Annotated in this window: 14 protein-coding genes; 8 read left to right on the top strand and 6 right to left on the bottom strand. The window is 39.9% G+C overall.

All coding sequences use genetic code 11. The features are described from left to right. Positions 1-25: 25 nt before the first annotated feature. Positions 26-745, bottom strand: a complete 720-nt coding sequence (locus HMPREF9449_RS10565; RefSeq protein WP_147640063.1) for a hypothetical protein — start codon at positions 743-745, stop codon at positions 26-28. 328 nt (positions 746-1,073) lie between these two features. On the opposite strand from HMPREF9449_RS10565, the gene HMPREF9449_RS10560 reads away from it, so the two are divergent. The 4 genes from HMPREF9449_RS10560 to HMPREF9449_RS10545 all read left to right on the top strand — a co-directional run bounded on the left by HMPREF9449_RS10560 (position 1,074) and on the right by HMPREF9449_RS10545 (position 8,782). Then, entirely contained in the window at positions 1,074-3,209 is a 2,136-nt protein-coding gene (locus HMPREF9449_RS10560) for a glycoside hydrolase family 97 protein (RefSeq protein ID WP_009137247.1), read from the top strand. Between the two features lie 135 nt (positions 3,210-3,344). Next, the gene (locus HMPREF9449_RS10555) at positions 3,345-4,577 is read left to right on the top strand and encodes an MFS transporter (RefSeq protein WP_232211415.1); all 1,233 of its coding nucleotides are present in this window, start codon (positions 3,345-3,347) and stop codon (positions 4,575-4,577) included. A 198-nt stretch (positions 4,578-4,775) separates the two neighbouring features. Further along, a complete protein-coding gene (locus tag HMPREF9449_RS10550) occupies positions 4,776-7,472 on the top strand; it encodes a TonB-dependent receptor (protein ID WP_040611350.1) in 2,697 nt (898 codons plus the stop codon). 38 nt (positions 7,473-7,510) lie between these two features. Then, a complete protein-coding gene (locus HMPREF9449_RS10545; RefSeq protein ID WP_009137244.1) occupies positions 7,511-8,782 on the top strand; it encodes a hypothetical protein in 1,272 nt (423 codons plus the stop codon). 116 nt (positions 8,783-8,898) lie between these two features. On the opposite strand, the gene HMPREF9449_RS10540 is transcribed toward HMPREF9449_RS10545, so the two are convergent. Further along, complete coding sequence (locus tag HMPREF9449_RS10540; protein ID WP_009137243.1) at positions 8,899-11,178, bottom strand: glycoside hydrolase family 2 TIM barrel-domain containing protein; 2,280 nt, start codon at positions 11,176-11,178, stop codon at positions 8,899-8,901. Positions 11,179-11,668: 490 nt separating this feature from the next. Here HMPREF9449_RS10540 and HMPREF9449_RS10535 point away from each other — a divergent pair, with 490 nt between their 5' ends. After that, positions 11,669-11,947, top strand: coding sequence for a GNAT family N-acetyltransferase (locus HMPREF9449_RS10535; RefSeq protein ID WP_009137242.1), 279 nt, complete (start codon positions 11,669-11,671; stop codon positions 11,945-11,947). Between the two features lie 81 nt (positions 11,948-12,028). Here HMPREF9449_RS10535 and HMPREF9449_RS10530 read toward each other — a convergent pair whose 3' ends face one another. The 3 genes from HMPREF9449_RS10530 to HMPREF9449_RS10520 all read right to left on the bottom strand — a co-directional run bounded on the left by HMPREF9449_RS10530 (position 12,029) and on the right by HMPREF9449_RS10520 (position 15,054). After that, positions 12,029-12,937, bottom strand: coding sequence for a DUF2156 domain-containing protein (locus HMPREF9449_RS10530; protein ID WP_009137241.1), 909 nt, complete (start codon positions 12,935-12,937; stop codon positions 12,029-12,031). A 189-nt stretch (positions 12,938-13,126) separates the two neighbouring features. Next, a complete protein-coding gene (locus tag HMPREF9449_RS10525; RefSeq protein WP_009137240.1) occupies positions 13,127-14,269 on the bottom strand; it encodes a glycosyltransferase family protein in 1,143 nt (380 codons plus the stop codon). Continuing rightward, the gene (locus tag HMPREF9449_RS10520) at positions 14,269-15,054 is read right to left on the bottom strand and encodes a UDP-2,3-diacylglucosamine diphosphatase (protein WP_009137239.1); all 786 of its coding nucleotides are present in this window, start codon (positions 15,052-15,054) and stop codon (positions 14,269-14,271) included. The genes HMPREF9449_RS10525 and HMPREF9449_RS10520 overlap by 1 nt, the downstream gene beginning before the upstream one ends. Before the next feature lie 487 nt (positions 15,055-15,541). On the opposite strand from HMPREF9449_RS10520, the gene HMPREF9449_RS10515 reads away from it, so the two are divergent. Together HMPREF9449_RS10515 and HMPREF9449_RS10510 are read left to right on the top strand one after the other, a co-directional pair. Beyond that, positions 15,542-17,545: a fibrobacter succinogenes major paralogous domain-containing protein gene (locus tag HMPREF9449_RS10515; protein WP_009137238.1), complete on the top strand. Its 2,004-nt coding sequence runs from the start codon at positions 15,542-15,544 to the stop codon at positions 17,543-17,545. A gap of 186 nt (positions 17,546-17,731) precedes the next feature. Then, positions 17,732-18,139 (top strand): DUF2721 domain-containing protein, encoded by a 408-nt coding sequence (locus tag HMPREF9449_RS10510; protein WP_009137237.1) that lies wholly within the window; start codon positions 17,732-17,734, stop codon positions 18,137-18,139. Positions 18,140-18,313: 174 nt separating this feature from the next. Here HMPREF9449_RS10510 and HMPREF9449_RS10505 read toward each other — a convergent pair whose 3' ends face one another. Beyond that, entirely contained in the window at positions 18,314-19,264 is a 951-nt protein-coding gene (locus HMPREF9449_RS10505) for a tetratricopeptide repeat protein (RefSeq protein WP_009137236.1), read from the bottom strand. A 216-nt stretch (positions 19,265-19,480) separates the two neighbouring features. Here HMPREF9449_RS10505 and HMPREF9449_RS10500 point away from each other — a divergent pair, with 216 nt between their 5' ends. After that, positions 19,481-21,592, top strand: coding sequence for a M3 family metallopeptidase (locus HMPREF9449_RS10500; protein WP_009137235.1), 2,112 nt, complete (start codon positions 19,481-19,483; stop codon positions 21,590-21,592). Positions 21,593-21,676: the final 84 nt, after the last annotated feature.

Here is a 21,676-nt window from a genome sequence, read left to right as displayed (position 1 = left end):
CTCTGGGGGAAAAGAAGATTTTTCTTTAATTTCCTCTGGGACCCTGTCTTTCTTCGATCATTTGGATGGTTTCGTTGAGTAAGGTTTCGACTTCAGGAAAGCCTTTTTTAAAATCCCGCGCACCTGATATGAAGGTAAGGACATTATGGACGGGAAAACTGGTTAATCGGAATTGCCAGATTTGCTGAATATTTTTTTTGACACCTTCCCGAAGAAGTTTGTCTTCTTTATAAAGAAAATCCCGTTCCGTTTTCATATCATTCATATATTGAGTTTTTAAATCGTAGTACCATTTGACAATGTCTTCAACGATGATAATTTCATTATAGGTTTTTATGATTTGGAGAATAAGTTTTTTATCGTGTACTTGTGGGGCTAAAGAAGACATTTTGAACATTTCCAAAGCATCTGTTTTAGCTCTGAAATTATTTATCAGAAAAGGATAGGAGAGATATATTTCTAACGAATCATTCGAAGCTTTGCTGAGGTTATTTTCAAAGCGAAGTGCATATCGGCTTGCTTTTTGCTCAATGGCTAAAGTTTTACCGATTTCCTGAATGCTTTTTCTGTTCGTCTCTAATTCAATTTTGATTAACTCCATCGCATTGGTGATCTCTTTCGCCTTCGCCCGTTTGTTTAACATATTCCCTCCGCCGAAAGTAATCAAGACTCCCAAAATAACTACGGATAATTGTAATGCATAATCTCCTATTTTCCAAGTAACCAGATCATTCAGTTTTTTCATGTTTTCCATACGATTTGATAAGAATTACAGACAAAGGTAACGTTTTAATGTAAAATTATATATTATAATGTCCTTACTTTATTTATTTCCCGATAGATCTAAAAGATCCTCTTGCTTATAAACTGAAGTTTCACTCCTTTTTTAACAATCTATCTATTGGATAATGTCCTTGTTGTCAGTAAATTAACATTTAACGGTTCTTCCTATTTACTCCTTTTTTTCTCCCTTCTCTGGATTAAGGTCTTTTTCGGTATATTTTTGTATGGCAGTACAAATGTGGCTAGATTTAAATTGCAAACGTTATAAAAATGAACTAAATCCATAGAATATGAGAAGATTACAAATTTTATTAGTCTGTTTACTTGCTGCTGCTGGTCTGAAGGCGGCGGAGCTGAAATCTCCCAATGGAAACCTGGTGTTGCAGGCGGATGTAAAAGACGGGTGTCCGGTGTACCGTTTAGACTATAAGAATCGTCCGGTAATCAAAGAAAGTCGGTTGGGGTTGGAAGTAAAGAATGAGAAAGATTTGAGGAGTGACTTTAGGATTGCAGAGGTACATACGTCTGCTTTCGACGAGACCTGGCAACCGGTGTGGGGAGAAGTAAAGGATATCCGTAATCACTATAATGAGTTGGCATTAACATTAGAACAGGAAGAAACCGGGCGAACGATGATCATCCGTTTCCGTTTATACGATGATGGAGTTGGTTTCCGTTATGAATTCCCGCAGCAACCGAATTTGAATTATTTTGTAATCAAAGAAGAGCATACTCAGTTTGCAATGGCCGGAGATCATAAGGCTTTTTGGATTCCGGGGGACTATGATACCCAGGAATACAGTACGGTAACTTCTAAATTATCGGAGATACGCGGTAAAATGGAAGCTGCTATTACTCCTAATTCTTCCCAGACGCCATTTTCACCGACTGGGGTACAGACGTCGCTGATGATGAAAAGTGACGACGGTTTATATATCAATATTCACGAAGCAGCTTTGGTCGATTATGCCTGTATGCATCTGAATCTGGATGACAAGAATATGGTATTTGAATCGTGGTTGACTCCGGATGCTATAGGGGATAAAGGATATATGCAGGCTCCCTGTCATTCTCCCTGGCGGACGGTGATGGTGAGTGATGATGCCCGTGAAATATTGGCTTCTAAATTGATCCTCAATTTGAATGATCCTTGTGTTTATGAAGATGTCAGTTGGATCAAACCGGTAAAATACATCGGGGTATGGTGGGAAATGATTACCGGAAAAAGTAGTTGGGCCTATACGGATCTGCCTGCCGTAAAGTTGGGAGAAACTGATTATACTCAGGTAAAGCCTAACGGAAAGCATGCTGCCCATACGGAACATGTGAAAAAATATATTGATTTTGCGGCGGAGCATGGTTTTGACCAAGTGTTGGTGGAAGGATGGAATATCGGCTGGGAGGATTGGTTTGGTAAAACCAAAGATTATGTATTTGATTTTGTAACTCCTTATCCGGATTTCGATGTACAGGAATTAAATCAGTATGCTGCTTCTAAAGGAGTAAAACTGATGATGCATCATGAGACATCGGCTTCGGTTCGCAATTACGAACGTCATTTGGATACAGCTTACAAATTTATGGTAGAGAATGGCTATAATGCTGTGAAGAGCGGATATGTGGGAAATATTATTCCAAGAGGGGAATACCATTACGGGCAATGGCTGGTAAACCATTACTTATATGCAGTGAAAAAAGCCGCTGATTACAAGATTATGGTAAATGCGCATGAGGCAGTACGACCGACCGGATTGTGCCGTACTTATCCTAATCTGATTGGAAATGAATCGGCTCGGGGAACGGAATACGAAGCTTTCGGGGGAAGTAATCCGGATCATACGACTATATTACCTTTTACCCGTTTGATGGGAGGTCCGATGGATTATACGCCCGGTATTTTTGAGATGCGGGTAAGTAAAGCCAATCCGGATAATCATTCGTTTGTGCATTCTACATTGGCCCGTCAGTTGGCTTTGTATGTGACGATGTACAGTCCTTTACAAATGGCTGCTGATATGATAGAGAATTACGAACCTTATATGGATGCTTTCCAGTTTATCAAAGATGTAGCTGTGGATTGGGAGGATAGCCGTTATCTGGAAGCAGAACCGGGGGACTATATCACGGTAGCCCGGAAAGCAAAGGGAACGAACAATTGGTTTATCGGATGTACTGCCGATGAGAATGGGCATCGTTCAAATTTGACTTTTGAATATTTAGAGCCGGGGAAAAAATACATTGCAACCGTGTATGCGGATGCTAAAGATGCTCATTATGAACATAATCCCCAAGCTTATACCATCCGGAAGGGGATCTTAACCAATAAATCTAAATTGACATTAGCAGCGGCTCCTGGAGGTGGATACGCCATTAGTGTCATAGAAGTGACAAATCCGGAAGAAATAAAAGGATTAAAAAAATTGTAAATCCTTCATACGTTTATAAAAAGAGACTATCGAAATCAATCGGTAGTCTTTTTTATATCTGGTAACAGAAATTCATTTTTTGTTAATCTGCTGCTTTTCCTGTTAGGAAATTTAGGGGATAGTCATTACCTTCGCATGATTTTGCCTAAAGAGATGGATGCTTCTGAATTAGAAAAAAAAGTCAGCCGGAGGGATACGATTATTTCCGTATGTGTATTCTTATCGGGTTTTTCTTGTTTTGCGCAGTTGTATTATTTTCAGCCGCTTTTGCCCGATTTAGCCCGGGATTTTCATTTGACAGCCAGTGACAGCAGTCTGGCGGTGTCATTCTCGACCTTGGGTATGGTGTTTGGTTTAATAACGACGATGTTTATTGCCGATCGCATATCGCGAAAACAGTTAATCAGCGTAGGACTTTTGGCTTCTTCTGTATTTTCTGTTGCAGCTTCTTTTGCTCCGTTTTTTGGTTTATTGATCTTATTGAGTGCAGCTAAGGGCTATTTGCTTTCCGGGGCTACTTCTGTATCTATGGCTTATATTGCCGAAGAGGTGTCGGAGCGTAATAAAGGAAAAATTATGGCTCTTTATATTGCTGGGAATGCATTGGGAGGGATGAGTGGACGTTTTATTTCTTCCTGGATCGGGGCAATTTGGTCGTGGAGGATTGCTTCCGTAAGTATTGGGCTGATTTGTGCTTTTTTTGCTCTTTTATTTTTGATTTTCAGTCCTCGTTCCACACATTTTATTCCTTGTAGGGAAAGTTTACATTCACTGGTGGTTACGAATCTTCATCTGATTACTTCCAAGGCTTTGATCCCCTTTTATCTTACCGGAGGCTTGATTTTAGGCGTATTTGTCAGCTTGTATAATTATATGGGTTTTTATTTAGTGGAGGAGCCTTTTTCTTTCCCCGAGTATTCAATTCATTACATTTATTTGATGTATATTTTTGGAATTTTTGGATCAGTAGCTACTGTGCGTTTAACCCGCCGGCATACTTCTTTTCAGGTATTGAAGAAAATATTATTAATTTCTGCTGTCAGTATAGTATTGCTTTATATTGCCAATTTCTGGCTTGTTACCTTAGGATTAGCTGTTTTTACGTTTAATTTTTTTGTTGTGCATGTCCTCTGTAACCGGATTGTCAGTGAATATAATCCGGCAAAACGTTCCGTTACAATATCCATTTATTTGTTGGTGTATTATCTGGGATCCAGTTTATTGGGTTGGGCTACCGGTATTTTGCTTGATACGGGAGGTTGGCCTTACTTTTTGGCTGGCTTAATTTTATTGTTACTTCTCAATTATATTATTGTATATAGAGGTGTCGTTCACATGAAAGAAATTCAGGATCAGAGAAATAACTGATAGCGTGGCTGTAACGATAATAAATGGGGACAAAAGAAAAGGAGCTAAATTTCTGACTTTATATTAAAATCCGATATTTTATCTTTGTTTTGAAAGAGGTAGAGGACTTTTGTGTGATAAAATGTAATGAAATGGAAATAAAAATGAGATCATAATGTAATGTTTATAGCTAATCTTTGCGCTGTAAAACAAGTAAAGATGTATAAACAACAGAATTTTCTCAGACATTTTCTTTTTCTTTTCTTTTTCTCTCTTTTGTCTTTTCAGGCATTTTGCGGAGTTATCAAAGGAACTATTGTTGACAAGAAAACTAGAGAGCCTTTGTTCGGGGCGACTATTCAAGTAGCGGGTACGGCATTCGGAACAGTTGCTGATAGGGAGGGGAGATATACCTTAAACGTAGACACGGGTACTTATACATTGATAGTGAAATTTGTGGGCTATCAAGATTTAATACGGGAAGGGGTAAAGGTAGCGGAAAACCAGGAAATTCATTTTGAGCTTGAACCGGATACCGAAACGTTGGATGAGGTAAAAGTGACAGCCCGTAAAAATTTAGAAAACGAACGGGTATTACAGGTTGAAAGACAGAATGCGACCATAGCGATAGAAAATATGGGAGCAAAAGAAATGAGTTTGAAGGGAATTTCCAATGTAGAGGAAGGAGTAAAAAAGATCACTGGAATTTCTGTGGCAAATGCCGGACAGTTGATTGTTCGGGGCTTAGGGGACCGTTACAGTACGACGACTTTAAATGGATTGCCGATTGCTTCTCCCAATCCGGATAATAAATTAATACCTTTGGATTTATTTCCATCGGCTACGGTGAAAAATATTACAGTAAGTAAAGTATATGCCGTACAATCTTTTGCAGACTATTCGGGTGCACATATAGATATTGGAACGAAAGTGCATACAGGAGAGGATTTCTTTTCTGTCGGCATGAATGTCGGTGGGGTATTTAATACTCTGGGTAAAGATTTTTATTATAGTGACCGGGAAGGGTCTCTGTTAAAAACTGGAAATATTGATTCCAAATATCTGGATATGCCTTATTCTTCTTTTGAAGAGAAGGTAAAGGAAAAGGATATTTTCGGAACTTCTTTTGTTATAGAGAAGAAGACGGCTTTGCCTGATTTCAGCGGTAATGTAGGTTGGGGGAAGAGTTTTGGAAAACTCAATGTACTTTTATCGATGGGAGCGGGTAACGAAAAACAAATCCTCAAAGATGCTTTTGTCAAGCAATTTACCGCTCAGGGACGTGTACTGAATATGTTCCGTTATAACAGTTATATAACAAAATTCAAAATAGCGGCTTTAGCCGGCTTAAGCTATACTTTTCGTCATTCAGACTATCTCAATTATTCATTATTTTATGCCCGCAATGCTATTGATGAATTTATGGAACGGGACGGTTTTGATTCCGAAGGGGTCACCTTGAGGGGAAGCAATAGCGTTTATCATGCATACAGTTTATTAAATAATCAGCTAAGCGGGCATCATGAATGGGGAGAGAGATGGGAATTAAATTGGGCTGGTTCTTATGGAATGACTGGGAGTGATGAACCAGATCGGCGGCAGGTAATGTTTCGTAAAAATGAAGAGACAGGTAAATTGAGTCTTTTCTTGCTGAATCAACAGGAGACAATGCGTTATTTCGGAGAATTGGACGAAAATGAAATGGTGGGAGATGTAAAAGTTGCTTATCGGTTTGGGGAAAAGAATCGTTTACATTTTGGAGCTACATATAAGCGGAAGACGCGTGATTTCCGGTGTGCCAGTTTCTATTACAATCTGGATAATTTACCTTCTCCTGAGATATTTAATATTTACGATACAGATAGTTACCTGAATTTTGAAAATGTGGCGAATGGAAATATTCTGATCAAAAGGAGTTATCAACCGCGGAATCGGTATAAGGCAGAGAGTAAGGCGTATGCTGCTTTTGCAGAGGTAGATTTTTTCCCTTTCCCCACATTGTTGATAAATATAGGTGTGCGTTATGAGCAAGTCAATCAGAGTGTGGATTATTTTGATGACGGGAGTATAAAACGAAAATCTGAACTAAAAAACGGGGATATTTTTCCGGCTTTAAATATAAAATATACGATAGGGGAACGAAACAGTCTTCGCTTTGCTGTATCGCGTACTGTGACCCGTCCGGCTTTTGTGGAGATGGCTCCTTTTTTGTACCGTGAGTCGTATGGAAGTGCTGCTATCCGGGGAAATGCTGCTATTCAGAACGGCTATAACATTAATGTGGATTTGCGTTATGATCTTTTTTCGAAAAAAAATAACGATATGTTTTCGGCTACTTTGTATTTCAAGCAATTGAACGATCCGATTGAGCGGGTACAGGAAGCAGAAGGGGGATCGGCTGTACATACTTTCCGGAATTCAAAAAATGGAATTGCTATGGGGGTAGAAGTGGAAATGCGTAAGGAAGTTTTTAAAAACTTTCGATTGGGCCTCAATGGTTCGTATATGTATACCGATGTCAAATTGCCGAAAGATGGCGGGATATATACAGACAATCAACGGGCTCTTCAGGGAGCTTCGCCTTATCTGATCAATGCCGATATAAGTTATGCTCCTTATTTACGTGGGGGGGACGACCGTATGATTCTGGCTTTGGTATACAATGTGCAAGGGCCTCGTATTCATTCGGTTGGAATATTCGGCTTAGGTGATAACAAACAACTTACCTTACATACGCTCGATTGGGTGGGAAGTTATAGTTTAGGCCGTCATTGGAGTTTCAAATTGACGGTTAAAGATTTGCTCAACAGTAAGGTACGTTTTCGGCAGGATGTACCGCAAATTAACGATAAATTGGAAGTAGAGGCCTTTCGGCCAGGTACGAATGCCGAAATTGGATTTACCTATAAGTTTTAGTTTTAATCAATAAGTTTTAATTTTAAAATGGGAAATGTATGAAAAGGAATTTTTTAAAGTTAAGGTCATGGGCTGTAATTGCTTTGATCGGTAGTTTTACGTTTACTTCCTGTAGCGATGATGACGATAATGGGGGTAGCGGTGATGGCAATGAAGATGAGATTGTAATGGAAAATGGTACGACTTTGTCGGGAGAAATTGCTTCTGGTAAAACCGTGATACTTTCGTCGGGCTATCGGTTTAAACTGTCCGGAGGATATGCTGTTAAAAATGGAGCTAAACTGAAAATTGAAAAGGGTGTTATTCTTACAGCAGTTAAAGATGATATTGCCGATTATATTTTAGTGGAACAAGGAGGGTATATCGATGCACAGGGAACGGCCGACGATCCGATTATAATGACTGCAGAGGACCAGACTCCCGGCGGTTGGGGCGGGATCCATATCTGCGGATATGCACATACAAATAAGGGTGCAGGTACTAAATCCGAGATTGGGAATGCTCCTTACGGTGGAAATAAAGAGGATGATAATTCTGGTATACTGAGATACATTCGCTTGGAATATACAGGTTTTTCTTTCGATGATGAACACGAATCAAACGGAGTATCTTTCTATGGGGTCGGGAATGGGACTACTGTTGAATATCTGCAATCCTATAAGGGAGCTGACGATGGTTTTGAATTTTTCGGTGGTTCGGTAAATGTGAAATATTTGCTTGCTACAGATAATGAGGATGATTCTTTCGACTGGACAGAAGGTTGGAACGGAAAGGCCCAGTTTTTAGTTGCTACCCAGTTGGGTACCAGTGGCGCAAAGGATATGGGAGATTGCCTGATAGAAGCTGATAATAACGGAGATGATGCTACAGCTACTCCGGTCGCTTTTCCTACATTATCTAATTTGACTTTAATTGGCAATAATTCTACAGAAGGAAAGAGGGGAATTCGTTTACGGGCGGGAACCAAAGTAAAAATATACAATGCTCTGGTAACCGGAAAACCTGAATGTTTAACGACAGAGACCGAACAAACAGAAAACGCTTTGGTGTCCTCGGCTTCTGACGCTTCTGTATTGAAATATATGACATTATCTTCCGATATTAAATGTAATGAAGGCATTTACTCCAGCGAGTTATTTAGGACAGCAGAAAATCATAATGAGATCAACCAAACCCTTTCTTTTGAAAATGTTTACGTTGGAACTGTAGAGGGAGGAGCCGATCTTTCTGCCGATTCTTTCTTTACAAAGGCTACTTATAGAGGGGCTGTAAAAAAAGGTGCTGATTGGACACAAGGATGGACCAAATGATTTTTTAATACCGATTAAATTTTTTATCCTGAATTTGGAAATGCCTGTTGTCATTTCCGGATTCGGGATAATATTTTCGGACAAGCTCTTTTTGTTTGGTGGTAAAGGAGTAGCTTTTATTCGATAATAATTTCTTTATCTGCTTGTGGCATACCTTTGGCTTCTGCGGAAATTCTGATATGTCCCGGCATATTGCCCGTCCGGATAAGAGCTGTTGCGATGCCGGCTTCTGCTTGGAGGAAAGCGGGACTACAAAGCTGCGCTCCCTCTATATGAAAAATAATACTGTCGGAAGCAGAGTGGACCAGGCTGCCTTGCTTATCGCAAATCAAAGCATAGACAAATACCACATCATTCCGTGCCGGGGCTATGCCACTTTCATCTACTACTAGTTTTAGGTGAGTGGGCTTGCCTGCTGTTGTAACTTTATGTTCTGATACAACTTTTCCTTTACGGAAGCCTACAGCTTTTACTGTTCCCGGTTTTTTACAACTTACATTAAATGTAAAAGGAGGATGGGTCAATTGAGAGGAGAAAATATCGGTATCTGGTTTTCGCCGTTCCACGAGCAGGTCGTCTACATAAAGTTCTACTTCTTCGCAATTTCCAAATACCCTTACTTGCTGACTCTCTCCCGGTTGCCAATAGGAGGCAATAAACAGTACATCGGGAGTAGTGCGTTGACTCCGGAAAAAATAATAGGAAAATTTCGGAATACGGGTAATATCCATAATACCGGAATATTCAATATCATCTGCATAACCCCGATTATAATCAAACATAGCCCAGTAGCCATCGGCGAAAGCAGGAGTTTTCAAATTATCGTTATGGGCTTCTTGTATATTGCGGGCTTGCTGAAGCAGTCGTTTTTCTCCAGAAAAACGGGGTTGGCGGGAGCTGCGTTCTTCCGGTAATAAATCCTTCCAGTTGTTTTGGTGAAATCCGGCATTTTGGGCATAATATTCCCAATCCCCGTATTCCGATACGAGCAGGGGTTGTGAAGGATATAAATCATGGCGGTGTTGCCGTGCTTCTATATAGATAGAATAGGCATTGCGTATCCAGCCGGCAGTATAACAGTCCGGATAAGGAAATTCTTCCCGGGCAATTTGATTTACTGCTTTTGTGAAAGTGGATGGCATAGGCGTTTCATTGATTGAAAGTTCCCAGGCTAAGAGGGAAGGATGATTGCGGTCGCGCCGGATCAATTCGCGGGCAGAATGAAGGGCATGTTCAATGAAGAGGGAATCACCGAAATATTGCCATCCGAGAATAGCATCGAGCACCAGAACACCCATTTCGTCACATGCTTCTAAAAATGCCGGTGATTGCGGATAATGGCTCAGGCGCACATAGTCGAATCCGGCTTCTTTTATTTTCCGGGCGTCCCGGTATTGAGCTTCGTCTGAAAGTGCGTAACCGATATAAGGGTATTCCTGGTGACGGTTTACACCTCGTAAAAATCGCTTTTTCCCGTTTAGCCACAACCCTTCGGGGGTGATTTTCAAATCCCGGATTCCAAAACGTACTTTTTCGGAGTCCATCAGTCGGTTTCTTTGGCGGACGTTTATATTTAGCGTGTAGAGAGAAGGTGATTCCGGGCTCCATAAAACCGGGCGTTTTAGCTGACACACAACATTCAGAGTTGTATCCTCCTTACTTCGGATTGATAGCATTTCCCTGTAGCTGGATACGATTCGGCCGGAAGGGTCGTGGATTTCATATTCAATATCTGCCCTTTTGTTTCCCGTGAAAAAATTGGCGATATTTGTGCGGATATGAAGGTCTGCTTTCTCTTCGGATAGAGCAGAGGCATGTACGAAAATTCCGCCTTCCTTCCGGGAAACCGGATCTGTAATATAGAGGGAATCTTTACTTATCAGCCAGACGTTGCGATAAAGTCCCCCGTAAGTACAAAAATCAAGTAAACGAAGAGGCTTTGGTCCCGTGATTTTATTGTCCCGGTTGTCAAGACGGACGAGGAGGGTATTTTCGGCTTCAGTTTCTAAGGCGCTGTTAAGCGGAACAGTAAAGGGTAAATATCCGCCTGTATGTGTCAACAGATGTTTCCCGTTCAACCATACATCTGCTACATTCATGGCTCCGTCGAAACGGATAAAAAGTAACTTCCCTTTTAATGCTTCAGGCAGCATGAATTTTTTTGCGTAATAACAGATTCCCTGCCATTGATTGTTTACCGTCAACGGCTCTAGGCGAGGAGTGTGAGGTAGGATTACTTTTTCCATTTTATCCGGCCGGATGGCTGCCGGCTGACTGTCAGAACGTACAAACAGCCAGCCGTCATTGAATAAATCCGTACTTGATCGCTCTGTGTCTACATTTTTACCGCATCCTCCTAATAGAATGCAATAAGCAATACATAGGAATAATTTCATTGTTTAATTCAGAATCGTTATGATGAAAAACAGCCTTTGATCTGCTTTATTTTGGAATACAATAATAAGTATTCCTTTTTATTCTTTACTTTATAAATTAAATAAAGTTTATACAAAAGAAATTCTATGTCTAAATGTTTGATATTTAAAATATTCCTTATTAAGCTTTTCCGCTTTGCTATAAATTCAGGATCAAGGAATAGGTATATATAACTGCTAAAATCTTTATTATTTGGAAGGGGAATGATAAAACCAGGATTCGATAGAAATATAATTTTTGAAAGACAGGGTTAAGAGAGGTGGCTGTCCTTTTTATTTTAACAGGAGTTTAGAGAAGAGGAGAATATTCAACGGAAATCGGTTTTATTTTCAGTCCTATACTTAAATTATAGGGATTCATTTTATTTTTCACATTTATTGTCTATATTTCGCTACCATTTTGTTGTAAAATACAGTAAAAGAGGATACGTTAATTATTAAATAGTCAGTTATGAAATATTCGGTAGGACATAGTCAAAAAGAGAGCCGTTTTGAAGTGGAATGCAGCGGAAAAACTGCTTTTTTAGAATATGTGATTGCAGAAGGCGTAATGGATATTCTCCATACGATTGTACCTCCGGAATTGGAAGGAAAAGGGATAGGAACTGCATTAGTAAAGCAAGCCTTGGAGTATGCACGGGAGAATCACTTAAATGTTGTTCCTTCTTGTGCTTTTGTAGAAACTTACCTGATCCGGCATAAAGAATACCAAGATTTACTCCTGCCTTAATATGATTTTAAGAGTATCTATGCAGGATAAGGATAAAAGATTTTGAAATCGGGAAGACGAGTCATTCGTTTTTTTGAAAAATCATGTAAATATTATTCTTCCAGAAAAAAAAGCCCGGCATTTTTCCAGTAGGAGGGCAGGAGAATAAGAGAGTTTGGCTTTTCTTAAACCGGGAATTCCTAAATCTTCCTCCCGGTTAATATAGGTAAAAGAGTGCGGAATGCGTGAAGCAAATTCCTGATTGATGACAGTGTAAGCACCGTCAAAATCTGTATTTGCTTTTTCAATGTGTACACAAAATGTATCATAATTGATGGGAGCACCATAGGTGAAAGCGACTATTTCATGATCTACCCATAAAGCTCCTCCTGAAAGCCCGAGTGTTTCAAAATGTTCCATTGCAAATTGCATGGCCTGTTGTTCTAATTGTAAATTCCGGTCTTCCTCACAGTTGTGTCTCTCACACCATTTTTGTGCTAATTCCAGACAATGCGGAAGGATTTCCGGAGATAAAGGCGTATAGGTATATGAATATTTTTTACGGAAACGGTTGGCATGATTTCGTTTCGGCTGATAGTCTTTCCCTTTTAACTCTGCTAATGCTTCTCTTAAATAAAGATAGTCAAAATGATCTCTTGGACAAGTGTATTCAAAACGACCTTGGAAATATTTCTCCAATTCTTCCCGTAGGAAGGGAGTCGGTCCGAAGAATAACAAAGGCTGGTTATTCGCAACAGCGTCTTGATGAAGTAAGTCCAATGTCAACGTTGTATCCCCTTCGCCGAAAGGTAGGGTATAAATCGGATTCCCTTCCCGGTCCCGGAAACGTATTAATAATTGATGATTTAAAATGGCATAACTGCTTTCGCTTAAAAAATGCCAACTACAGAGGTTACAGATAGATAAGTTGTTGTCCCTGTATTCTCCAAGAAGAGTATAGGACGTGATAAGAGATTTATCAGCTGGGGTAATGGGATAAAAAATAATCATATGCCTTACGTTTATGGTATTTTAACGTAAAACCTCTGATAAAGTTTAGAGACGAAGGAAAAATAGGGGTAGATTAGAAGATAGATTGAAACGGGAAGTGCAGGGAAGGGATACGAATAGTCATTTATCCTTGGAATTTTTAAACGAATAGAAGTTGGTCTTTCCTCTTTATATGAAAATGAGGGAGAATCATTTTAGAGAATAAGCGCTGAATTTTGCTAAAACAGAAGCAAACTTTATAGGAGAGGATTTCGGTTTGAGCCGATTGGCTTCAAGAAGGGGATAGATCCGTGAAGGAGCGGATTGTGCCCATCTTTTAAAAACCGGGTTGGGACGATAAAGAGGGATAAAATTCAAAAGGCTGTCTAAATCGAAACGGCTTGCGGATATTCCGGCTCCGACATTTTGCGCATCCCAGGCATTACATTTTTGTTCGATATGGACAGGTACCATTAATACCGGCTTTTGTAAATAAAGAGCTTCACATACTGATTCGAAGCCGGCTGTGGTTGCATACGCTTTGCAATTGACCATGTATTGAAGAAATAAAGTATCGTCGATTTTATGAAGATGAAAATGGGAATTTATTTCTAATTGTCGCGGAGCTTCTTTTTGATCCCAGAAAAAATGTAAGGGAGTTACCGGATGTTGGGCTTGCCATTGTGTAATTTCTGAAACATATCCGCTATTGAGTAAATAGCCCAGTAAAAAATCCCGAGAGACGGGAGCGAAATCAAAGATTTCTTTTCGTAGTAAAGGGGGAATCACTGTAATTTGGTGCCGGGGATCCTGTGGGAAATCATAGAAGGATAAAGCAAATTTCTGAACGGCACCTATTGCTGTTATCCTGGAAAAAAAGCGAAGAAAAAATAATTCTAAACGGGATGCCGGAGGGAATTGAAAGTCCTTGTGTAAAAACAGGTATTGATGACCGATACAAATAAGAGGATAAGGAGGACTTTTGAATAAATAGGTCAGACCGGTAAGCAATTCGTAAAAATTAATGACCAGGTCCGGTTGAAGATCACAGATCTTTCGATGTATAAATTTTATGCTTTTTTGAAATTCCGGCAGTTTTCCTAAATTAAAAAACAGACTTTTAAGTAAAGGCGGACGCTTATTCTGCGGAGTGGGAAGAAAATTCGGGCTTTCAAAAGTGTAGACTGGAGCGTCTATTTTGGTGGTAAAGAAGGCTGGCAATTGCCGGTGTGAACTTTTTCCTACGAGGACGGCACAGAGGGTATCTCCTTTCTGTTGCAGAATTTGTTGTAAGGCTAAAGCTTGTGTGAAATGTCCTCGTCCTTCTCCCTGAATAATAAACAAAAATCGCATTATACAGCTAATTTTAATTCTTTTGTATCTATCTTTTCATCTTGATGATGATGGTATATTTCCCATCCGCCATCGGGATATTCGATGAGCGCGGTCAAGGATTCCACCCAGTCCCCGGAATTCAGGTAGTGAATGTTCCCATACCAGGTATTCGCCGGTTGATGAATGTGTCCGCAAATAATCCCATCAAAATGACGGGTAGCTGCAATTTTTGATAATTCTCTTTCAAAATCCGAGATATAGGATACGGCCGATTTGACTTTATGCTTTATGTTTTGAGAAAAAGAATAATAAGGCATGCCTTTCCGGCGGCGGTAATTGTTCAGAATTTTATTCAGCCACAAGAGAAAACTATAACCGTAATCTCCAAGCTTTGCCAGCCAGATCATATGAGAAGTGATAGTATCAAAAATGTCTCCGTGTGCCACATAATAGCGTTTACCGTGAGACAGGTGTACGTAATCATTGACAATAAACATGTTCGGTAATTTGAACGGAATCAGTTTGTCCAGGAAATCGTCATGATTTCCACGGACATAGATTACTTGAGTGGAATGATTTTCCATCATTTTCATAATGACTTTTACCAGATCGGTATAACTTTTTTTCCAACGCCCGAACGGATTTCTCTGTAATTTCCAGCCATCAATAATGTCCCCGTTCAATATTAATTTCTGGCAATCTATACTTTTTAAGAAAGCTGTCAGTTCTTCCACTTTGGAGTGTTCGGAACCCAGATGTACATCAGAAATAATAACGGTAGAAACTTGTAATCTATTTTTCATAATTTATTCTTTTTCTCCTAACAAAATAGCTTTTATTATATGACATTTCTGTTGCATGCTGGTAAATAAATTGTTAAGAGATAAAATGAAGGAGTGAAGAATCTTTATAACGCTTAACTTTAAGAAAAACAGGAAAGAGAAGGGTCTTTTTAAGTCTTTATTCCGAACAAGCAGATTTAATAAAAAATGTTAAAAATTGAAATTATAAAAAATAGACGTCACCCAAAATGTTAAAAAAACTGTCCTGTAGATAGAGCGAAAGAGGGAAGTCCAAAAGTGGATAGGAAATAGTTATATCTTATCCGAATGGTGGTGCTGAAGGTTTGTTTTACATAGAGTAATCATTTAAAGAAGGAAGGGATGTTTGTTTTTTATCTCTTTTGTGTTGATTATTTATCGTCATTATGGCGGTAAGAAAGAATAATCAAGATTCAGGATATTTTTACAAAACCCTATTATTAATCTACTCATTTAAACCCGAACACAAATGAAAAAATTATTAAGTATCGTGCTGTTTGCTGTAATAATTACAGCCTGCTCGAAGGATGACGAAGAAATGAAAGGGATCGTTGCCGATCAGATTACCGCTACTGTCCAACCGTTTACAGGTGATGATATGTCGTTAAGGGCATATTGGAACCAAGGGGATGTAATGACTGTCCTCAGGGCTGGATTACCTGCTTGCCAACTGACGCTTTCGGCCGGAGCAGGTACTTCTGTAGGTACTTTTGCCGGCGAATTATCTTTCGGGCTAGGGCAGGAGGTCACTGCCATTTATCCGAAAGTGACAGGAAATGAAGGTTTCCTTACCTTGCAAAATGAACAAAACTATGCGGCTGAAACCGATATAAATGCCTACGATATACGTTTCGGTTCCGCTCAGCTTGTGTCCGATGAAGTGAATATTCAGATGTCCAGTCTTTTATGTGCTTTAAAACTGGATATCATTTTGGGAACGGACGATGCGATGGAAAGTATAAATTCAATAGAGGTCGTTGTACCGGATCGGTTTTTGTCGGGAACATTCCCGATTTCATCTGCTAATCCGGCAGCTTCCCTGCAAATGACTAACGGGACGGACAGGATAAAGGTCAATTTAACCTCTACTCCTTCGGCAGGCAAACAAGTGACGGCCTATATACTTACGCTTCCCTGCGATTTGAGTGAGGTTCGGCAGGTAAAGTATATCATTACCACGACAAACGGAGTTTTTACTTTTTGTCATAAACCGGCTGAGGCGTTTTTATCCGGGAAGATGGTGCCAGTAATTCTCGATGTGAACCGCTTTACGTTAGTCTCGGGGGAACCGGGAGAAGGGGAATATGCTAGGACGATAAGCGATATATCCGAATATACAAATCTCAATGATCCGGTATTCTATGGAATAGGGGCAACAGATCCAGTGTATGCTAATAGCTATTTGATAAGCGAGGCCGGTAATTATACTTTTGATGCTACCGTTATCGGTAATGGTCCGGGAGGAATTATGGCTAATGGAAAGTTTCATACCTCTACGGCTTCTATTACACCGAAATCGGCGGCTTTGGTATGGCAGGATAAACCGGGATTGATAAAGAAAGTCGCTTTCAGCAACGGAAAAATTATTTTTTCTACTGCTGAAACATTCACGCCGGGTAACGCACTTATCGCTGCTTATGCGGGTAGTGATGGAACGGGTGAAATACTTTGGAGTTGGCATATTTGGATGACTGATAAACCCGCCTTGGAGACTCATATCAATCTGGAAGGACATAAATTCACTTTTATGGATCGGAATTTGGGAGCAGTAAACAAAACGATAGGGGATGCCGGATCGTTGGGATTGTTGTACCAATGGGGCCGTAAAGATCCATTCCTTAATTCGGCAAGTGCCACTGAGGTTGTCCAGCCGATTTTATATGATATAGAGGGTAAAGTTTTGACAGATCGGTTTGCCGAACTTTGGACTTCCTCTGACAAAGGAACTATAGCGTATACATTGGCTAACCCTACTCATTTTTTGCTGGCCAAGGATCAGGAAACTTCCGCTGACTGGTATTACGGAGGTGGTGCAGGTAGAGTGAACCGTAATTTCTATTTATGGGGGAATCCCGAAGGATATGTATACAGAGAGCTGTCGGAAACGCTAAAGACAATTTACGATCCTTGTCCTGTCGGCTACCGGGTTCCCGGTAATTTTGCCTGGTCGTTCGTAACCTATGACGGTCATTTTACTCCTGTTCCTGAGCAGTGGAGCGTAAAAGGGAGTTTTACTGGCGGTTATACGGTTATTTATGACGGAACGAATACGACTTTTTATCCGGCACAAGGTTGCAGGAGTAGTGCGGGAGGACTTTCCGATGCCGGTGAATACGGGCATTATTGGATGAGTGGTCCTTTTGATGAAATCAGCCCTTACGTCGTGTGTTTCGGATTTGCTAATTGGTACATTCATCCCGACAATGAGTGTAATACTTCAACCGGGCGGGCTGTAAGATGTGTAAAAGAATGATTTATTCTGATTTCGGCAAATAATGAAATAACAGCCGAGTGATTTAATTGTTGTACAACGTAGACGTCTCCTCCAGATTTCTGTATGATACAGAAAAGCCAGGGATTTCTACGTTGTATATAAATTAAGATCGAAAAAATTAAAACAGCTTTTTAGCACACACGTATGAAAGAAAAAAGAGAGAAAATGGAAGAACTAGATTTAACGACCCCTTCGATATTATTTTCGGCGATTTCTTTAATTATGCTGGCCTATACGAATCGATTCCTGGCTTATGCTACCGTAATCCGTAACTTAACTGTCGAACACGAGACCAATCCTACTCCGATTACGCGTAAACAAATAGAGAATTTGCGAAAGCGGTTGTATATCACTCGTTCCATGCAAATATTTGGGGTCAGTAGCCTTCTCCTTTGTGTGATCTGTACGCTGTTTATATATTTGGGATGGCAACTAACTGCCATATATATTTTTGGTATAGCTCTATTTTTATTGGTCATCTCTTTAGGACTATCTATCAGAGAATTATTAATTTCCGTCAAAGCGCTGGAATTCCATTTGGACCGAATAGACCCTTTCAAAAAACGCTCCTGAATTACGCCCCACCGGGACGGACCTTTTTGGCTAAACGTCCCTTAAAATGAACCTGATATTGCTGAGTTAAGATCTGGTAATATATATTTTAGAAATTTATTTATCCCTTTCTTCTTTACTTTATGGACATTTTTAGGCCTTTTGTAAGGTTTTGCTTTATCTTTAGATGCTATTTTATAAAGGGCGATTGGCATACATCTCATTGAAGTTGACCGGCTGTTTGGAAGTTTCGTCGATTTCTTCTGTCAGTTCTGCTCCCCTTTTTAAGTCATCCAGTGCACCGATTGTGTCTCCTTTCAATTCTTTCGCCTTTCCTCTGGCGGTGTAAGCACGTCCGAAATCGGGTTTATTTTCAATGGCTTCGTCGAAGTGACGAATAGCTTCTTCTATCAAATGCTGTTCCAATAAAAGACGCCCTGTTTCTAAATAGGCCTGCTCGTGAAAAGGATTTAATTCTACAACTGTCGTATAATCTTGTCGGGCGGATGGGGTATCCTTCAAAGCTTCGTAAATTGCTCCCCTTTGCATATAAGCATTTTCTTCTTCAGGCGCTAGGCGAATAGCTGTATTTACATCTTGCAAGGCTTGATCGTATTGTTTCAGCTCGGTTAAAAGTCCGGAACGTAACAGAAATATATCTGCCATATCGTTTTTAATTTCTATTGCTTTGCTGAGAGAATCGATAGCTGCTTCCGGTCGATTTAGCATCTTATATGCCTGTCCGATTAAGAAATGAGCTCTATAATCGGTGCTCTTTTTAGTGAGTATATATTCACAATCTGCAATTGCTGCTTCTGCTTGATTTTCCTGTAAGTATAACTGTGCTCGGTTTAAAAATGTGTCTGTCTCTTCAGAGTCCAAAAGAGTCATACGGCTATATGCTTCGATCGCTTCAGAAACATCGCCTTGCTGTATATAGGCTAAGGCCAGATAATTCAGGGTCTCAAATTCTTCTTCAATTGCGAGGGCTTCGTTAAAACAACGAACAGCATAACCAATTTTACCGATTTTCATCGCTTTCAAGCCATCATACTTGAAAATATCGAAATTCCGTTGTTTTTCTTTGTCTTTATTCTCTTCTGCCTGTTCTGATGTCTGACCGAAAAGAGATTTGAAAATACCCATATTAGCTTAATGTCTATAAATAATTGATGATAATTTTACTTTTCTCTTCCTGAGGGGACAAAGATTATTCCGATATGCATAGAAGCCCCAAAAAGGTCCGTCCCTCTGGGGGAACAAAATAACAAAAAGCCAATTAAAAAAACAAATGATTAGGATCTGATATGGTTTGATTTATTATCTTTAAGCCCGGTGAATATTGGTTTAATTTTATAATATATGAAAAGAATATTTATTATGGCAGGACTTATTGCAGTGTTAAACGCTTGTAATGGTTCAGAAAAAGATGCAACTTCTTCAGAAAATCCTTTTTTTACAGAGTATTCTACACCTTTTGGAGTACCTCCTTTTGACAAAATCAAAATAGAGCATTATAAGCCGGCTTTTTTGAAAGGAATGGAAGAACAGAAACAAGAAATTGAAACAATTTTGAACCAGCGTTCAATGCCTGATTTTGAAAATACAATTGTGGCCTTAGATCGGAGTGGTCAGTTATTGAAAAAAGTCAGTTCTGTGTTTTATGGATTAAATAGTGCTCATACTTCAGAGGAGATGCAAGCTTTGAGTAAAGAATTAGCTCCTTTATTATCCAAACACCGAGATGATATCAAGTTGAATCCGCGTTTGTTTGCAAGAGTTAAAGAAATATATAATCGACAGAAAGAATTTCGTTTAGATAAGGAGCAAACGGCTTTATTGGAAGAAACTTATAAGGAGTTTGTACGGGGTGGAGCGGATCTTGCTCCAGGAAAACAAGAAAAATTAAGAGCTATAAACAGTGAGATTGCTTTGTTGCAGCTTACCTTCGGACAAAATATGCTGAAAGAAACCAATGCCTTTCAGTTGGTGCTGGAAAAGCAAGCGGATTTGGCAGGTTTACCGGTATCATTGATTACTACAGCAGCAGAATCGGCAAAGGCGGCGGGAAAGGAAGGGAAATGGATGTTTACCTTACACAATCCGAGCATTATGCCTTTTCTGCAGTTTTCCGAGCGTCGTGATCTGAGGGAGAAAATGCTTGAGGCTTATCTTAACCGGGGGAATAATGAAAATGAAGCCGATAACAAAGAAGTGGTGAAAAAGCTGGTCGCTTTACGTTTGCAGAAAGCGCAATTAATGGGATATAATAATTATGCTGCTTTTGTTTTGGAAGATCGTATGGCTCGGAATGAGGCAAATGTTTATCAATTGTTGGATCAGATATGGAAGCCTGCGTTGCGTAAAGCAAAAGAAGAGGCGACTGATTTACAAGCTGCGATGAAAAAGGATGGTATCAAAGGGAAGTTGCAAAGTTGGGATTGGCGTTATTACAACGAAAAGGTAATGAAGGCAAAATTCGATATTGATGAAAATCAGCTTCGTCCTTATTTTAAGCTGGAGAATGTTCGGGAAGGCATGTTTTATGTCGCAAACCGGCTTTACGGTATTACATTTACTGAATTGAAAGATATCCCCAAACCTCATGAAGAAGCGATTGCCTTTGAATGTAAAGAGGTCGACGGAACGCATTTGGGGGTGTTGTATATGGATTATTTCCCGCGTGCCGGTAAGCGGGGAGGAGCTTGGTGTAGTACTTATCGTTCCCAGACTTATAAAGGTTCTGTCCGGGTGGCCCCGGTGGTGACGATTGTTTGTAATTTTACCAAACCTTCCGGAGATGTGCCGGCTTTGTTAAGTCCTGATGAAGCTTCCACTTTGTTTCACGAATTTGGACATGCTCTGCACAATCTGTTTAAAGACGTCCGATATTCCGGCGTTTCCGGAGTGCCCCGCGATTTTGTGGAATTACCTTCTCAACTTATGGAGCATTGGGTATTTGAACCGGAAGTTTTGAATGTATATGCGAAACATTATCAAACGGGAGACACAATGCCAAAAGAGTTGATAGGGAAATTAAGAGAAAGTGGGAAATACGGACAAGGATTTGCTACGGCCGAGCGCATACAGGCCTCTATGTTGGATATGGCTTATCATGTAATAAAAGAAATTCCGGCTGATTTTGATATCATAAAATTTGAGGAATCTGTTATAAAACGTTTGGGTGCTTTAAGTCAGATCCCACCCCGTTACCGGACGACCTATTTTAATCATACAATGGGAGGAGGATATACGGCAGGGTACTATAGTTATATGTGGGCAGAAGTACTCGATGCTGATGCTTATCAGGCTTTTATCGAAACAGGGAATATTTTTGACTCTGAAACTGCAGCTAAATTCCGGAAATATGTACTTACGCCGGGAGGGATAGAGGATGCCATGGTAATGTATACCAATTTTCGTGGAGCAGAACCGGGAGTAGAGCCTTTGTTAAAGAACAGGGGATTAAACTAAAAGGAAACTGAACTTCGGATGGTAGAGGTTTATGTGAGTGACAATTAAAAAAGACAAAAAAAGTCCCTCCCTTTTTGTGCTTTA

This window comes from Odoribacter laneus YIT 12061, assembly GCF_000243215.1.
Taxonomy (GTDB): domain Bacteria; phylum Bacteroidota; class Bacteroidia; order Bacteroidales; family Marinifilaceae; genus Culturomica; species Culturomica lanea.
This window is presented reverse-complemented; position numbering and strand designations above follow the sequence as displayed.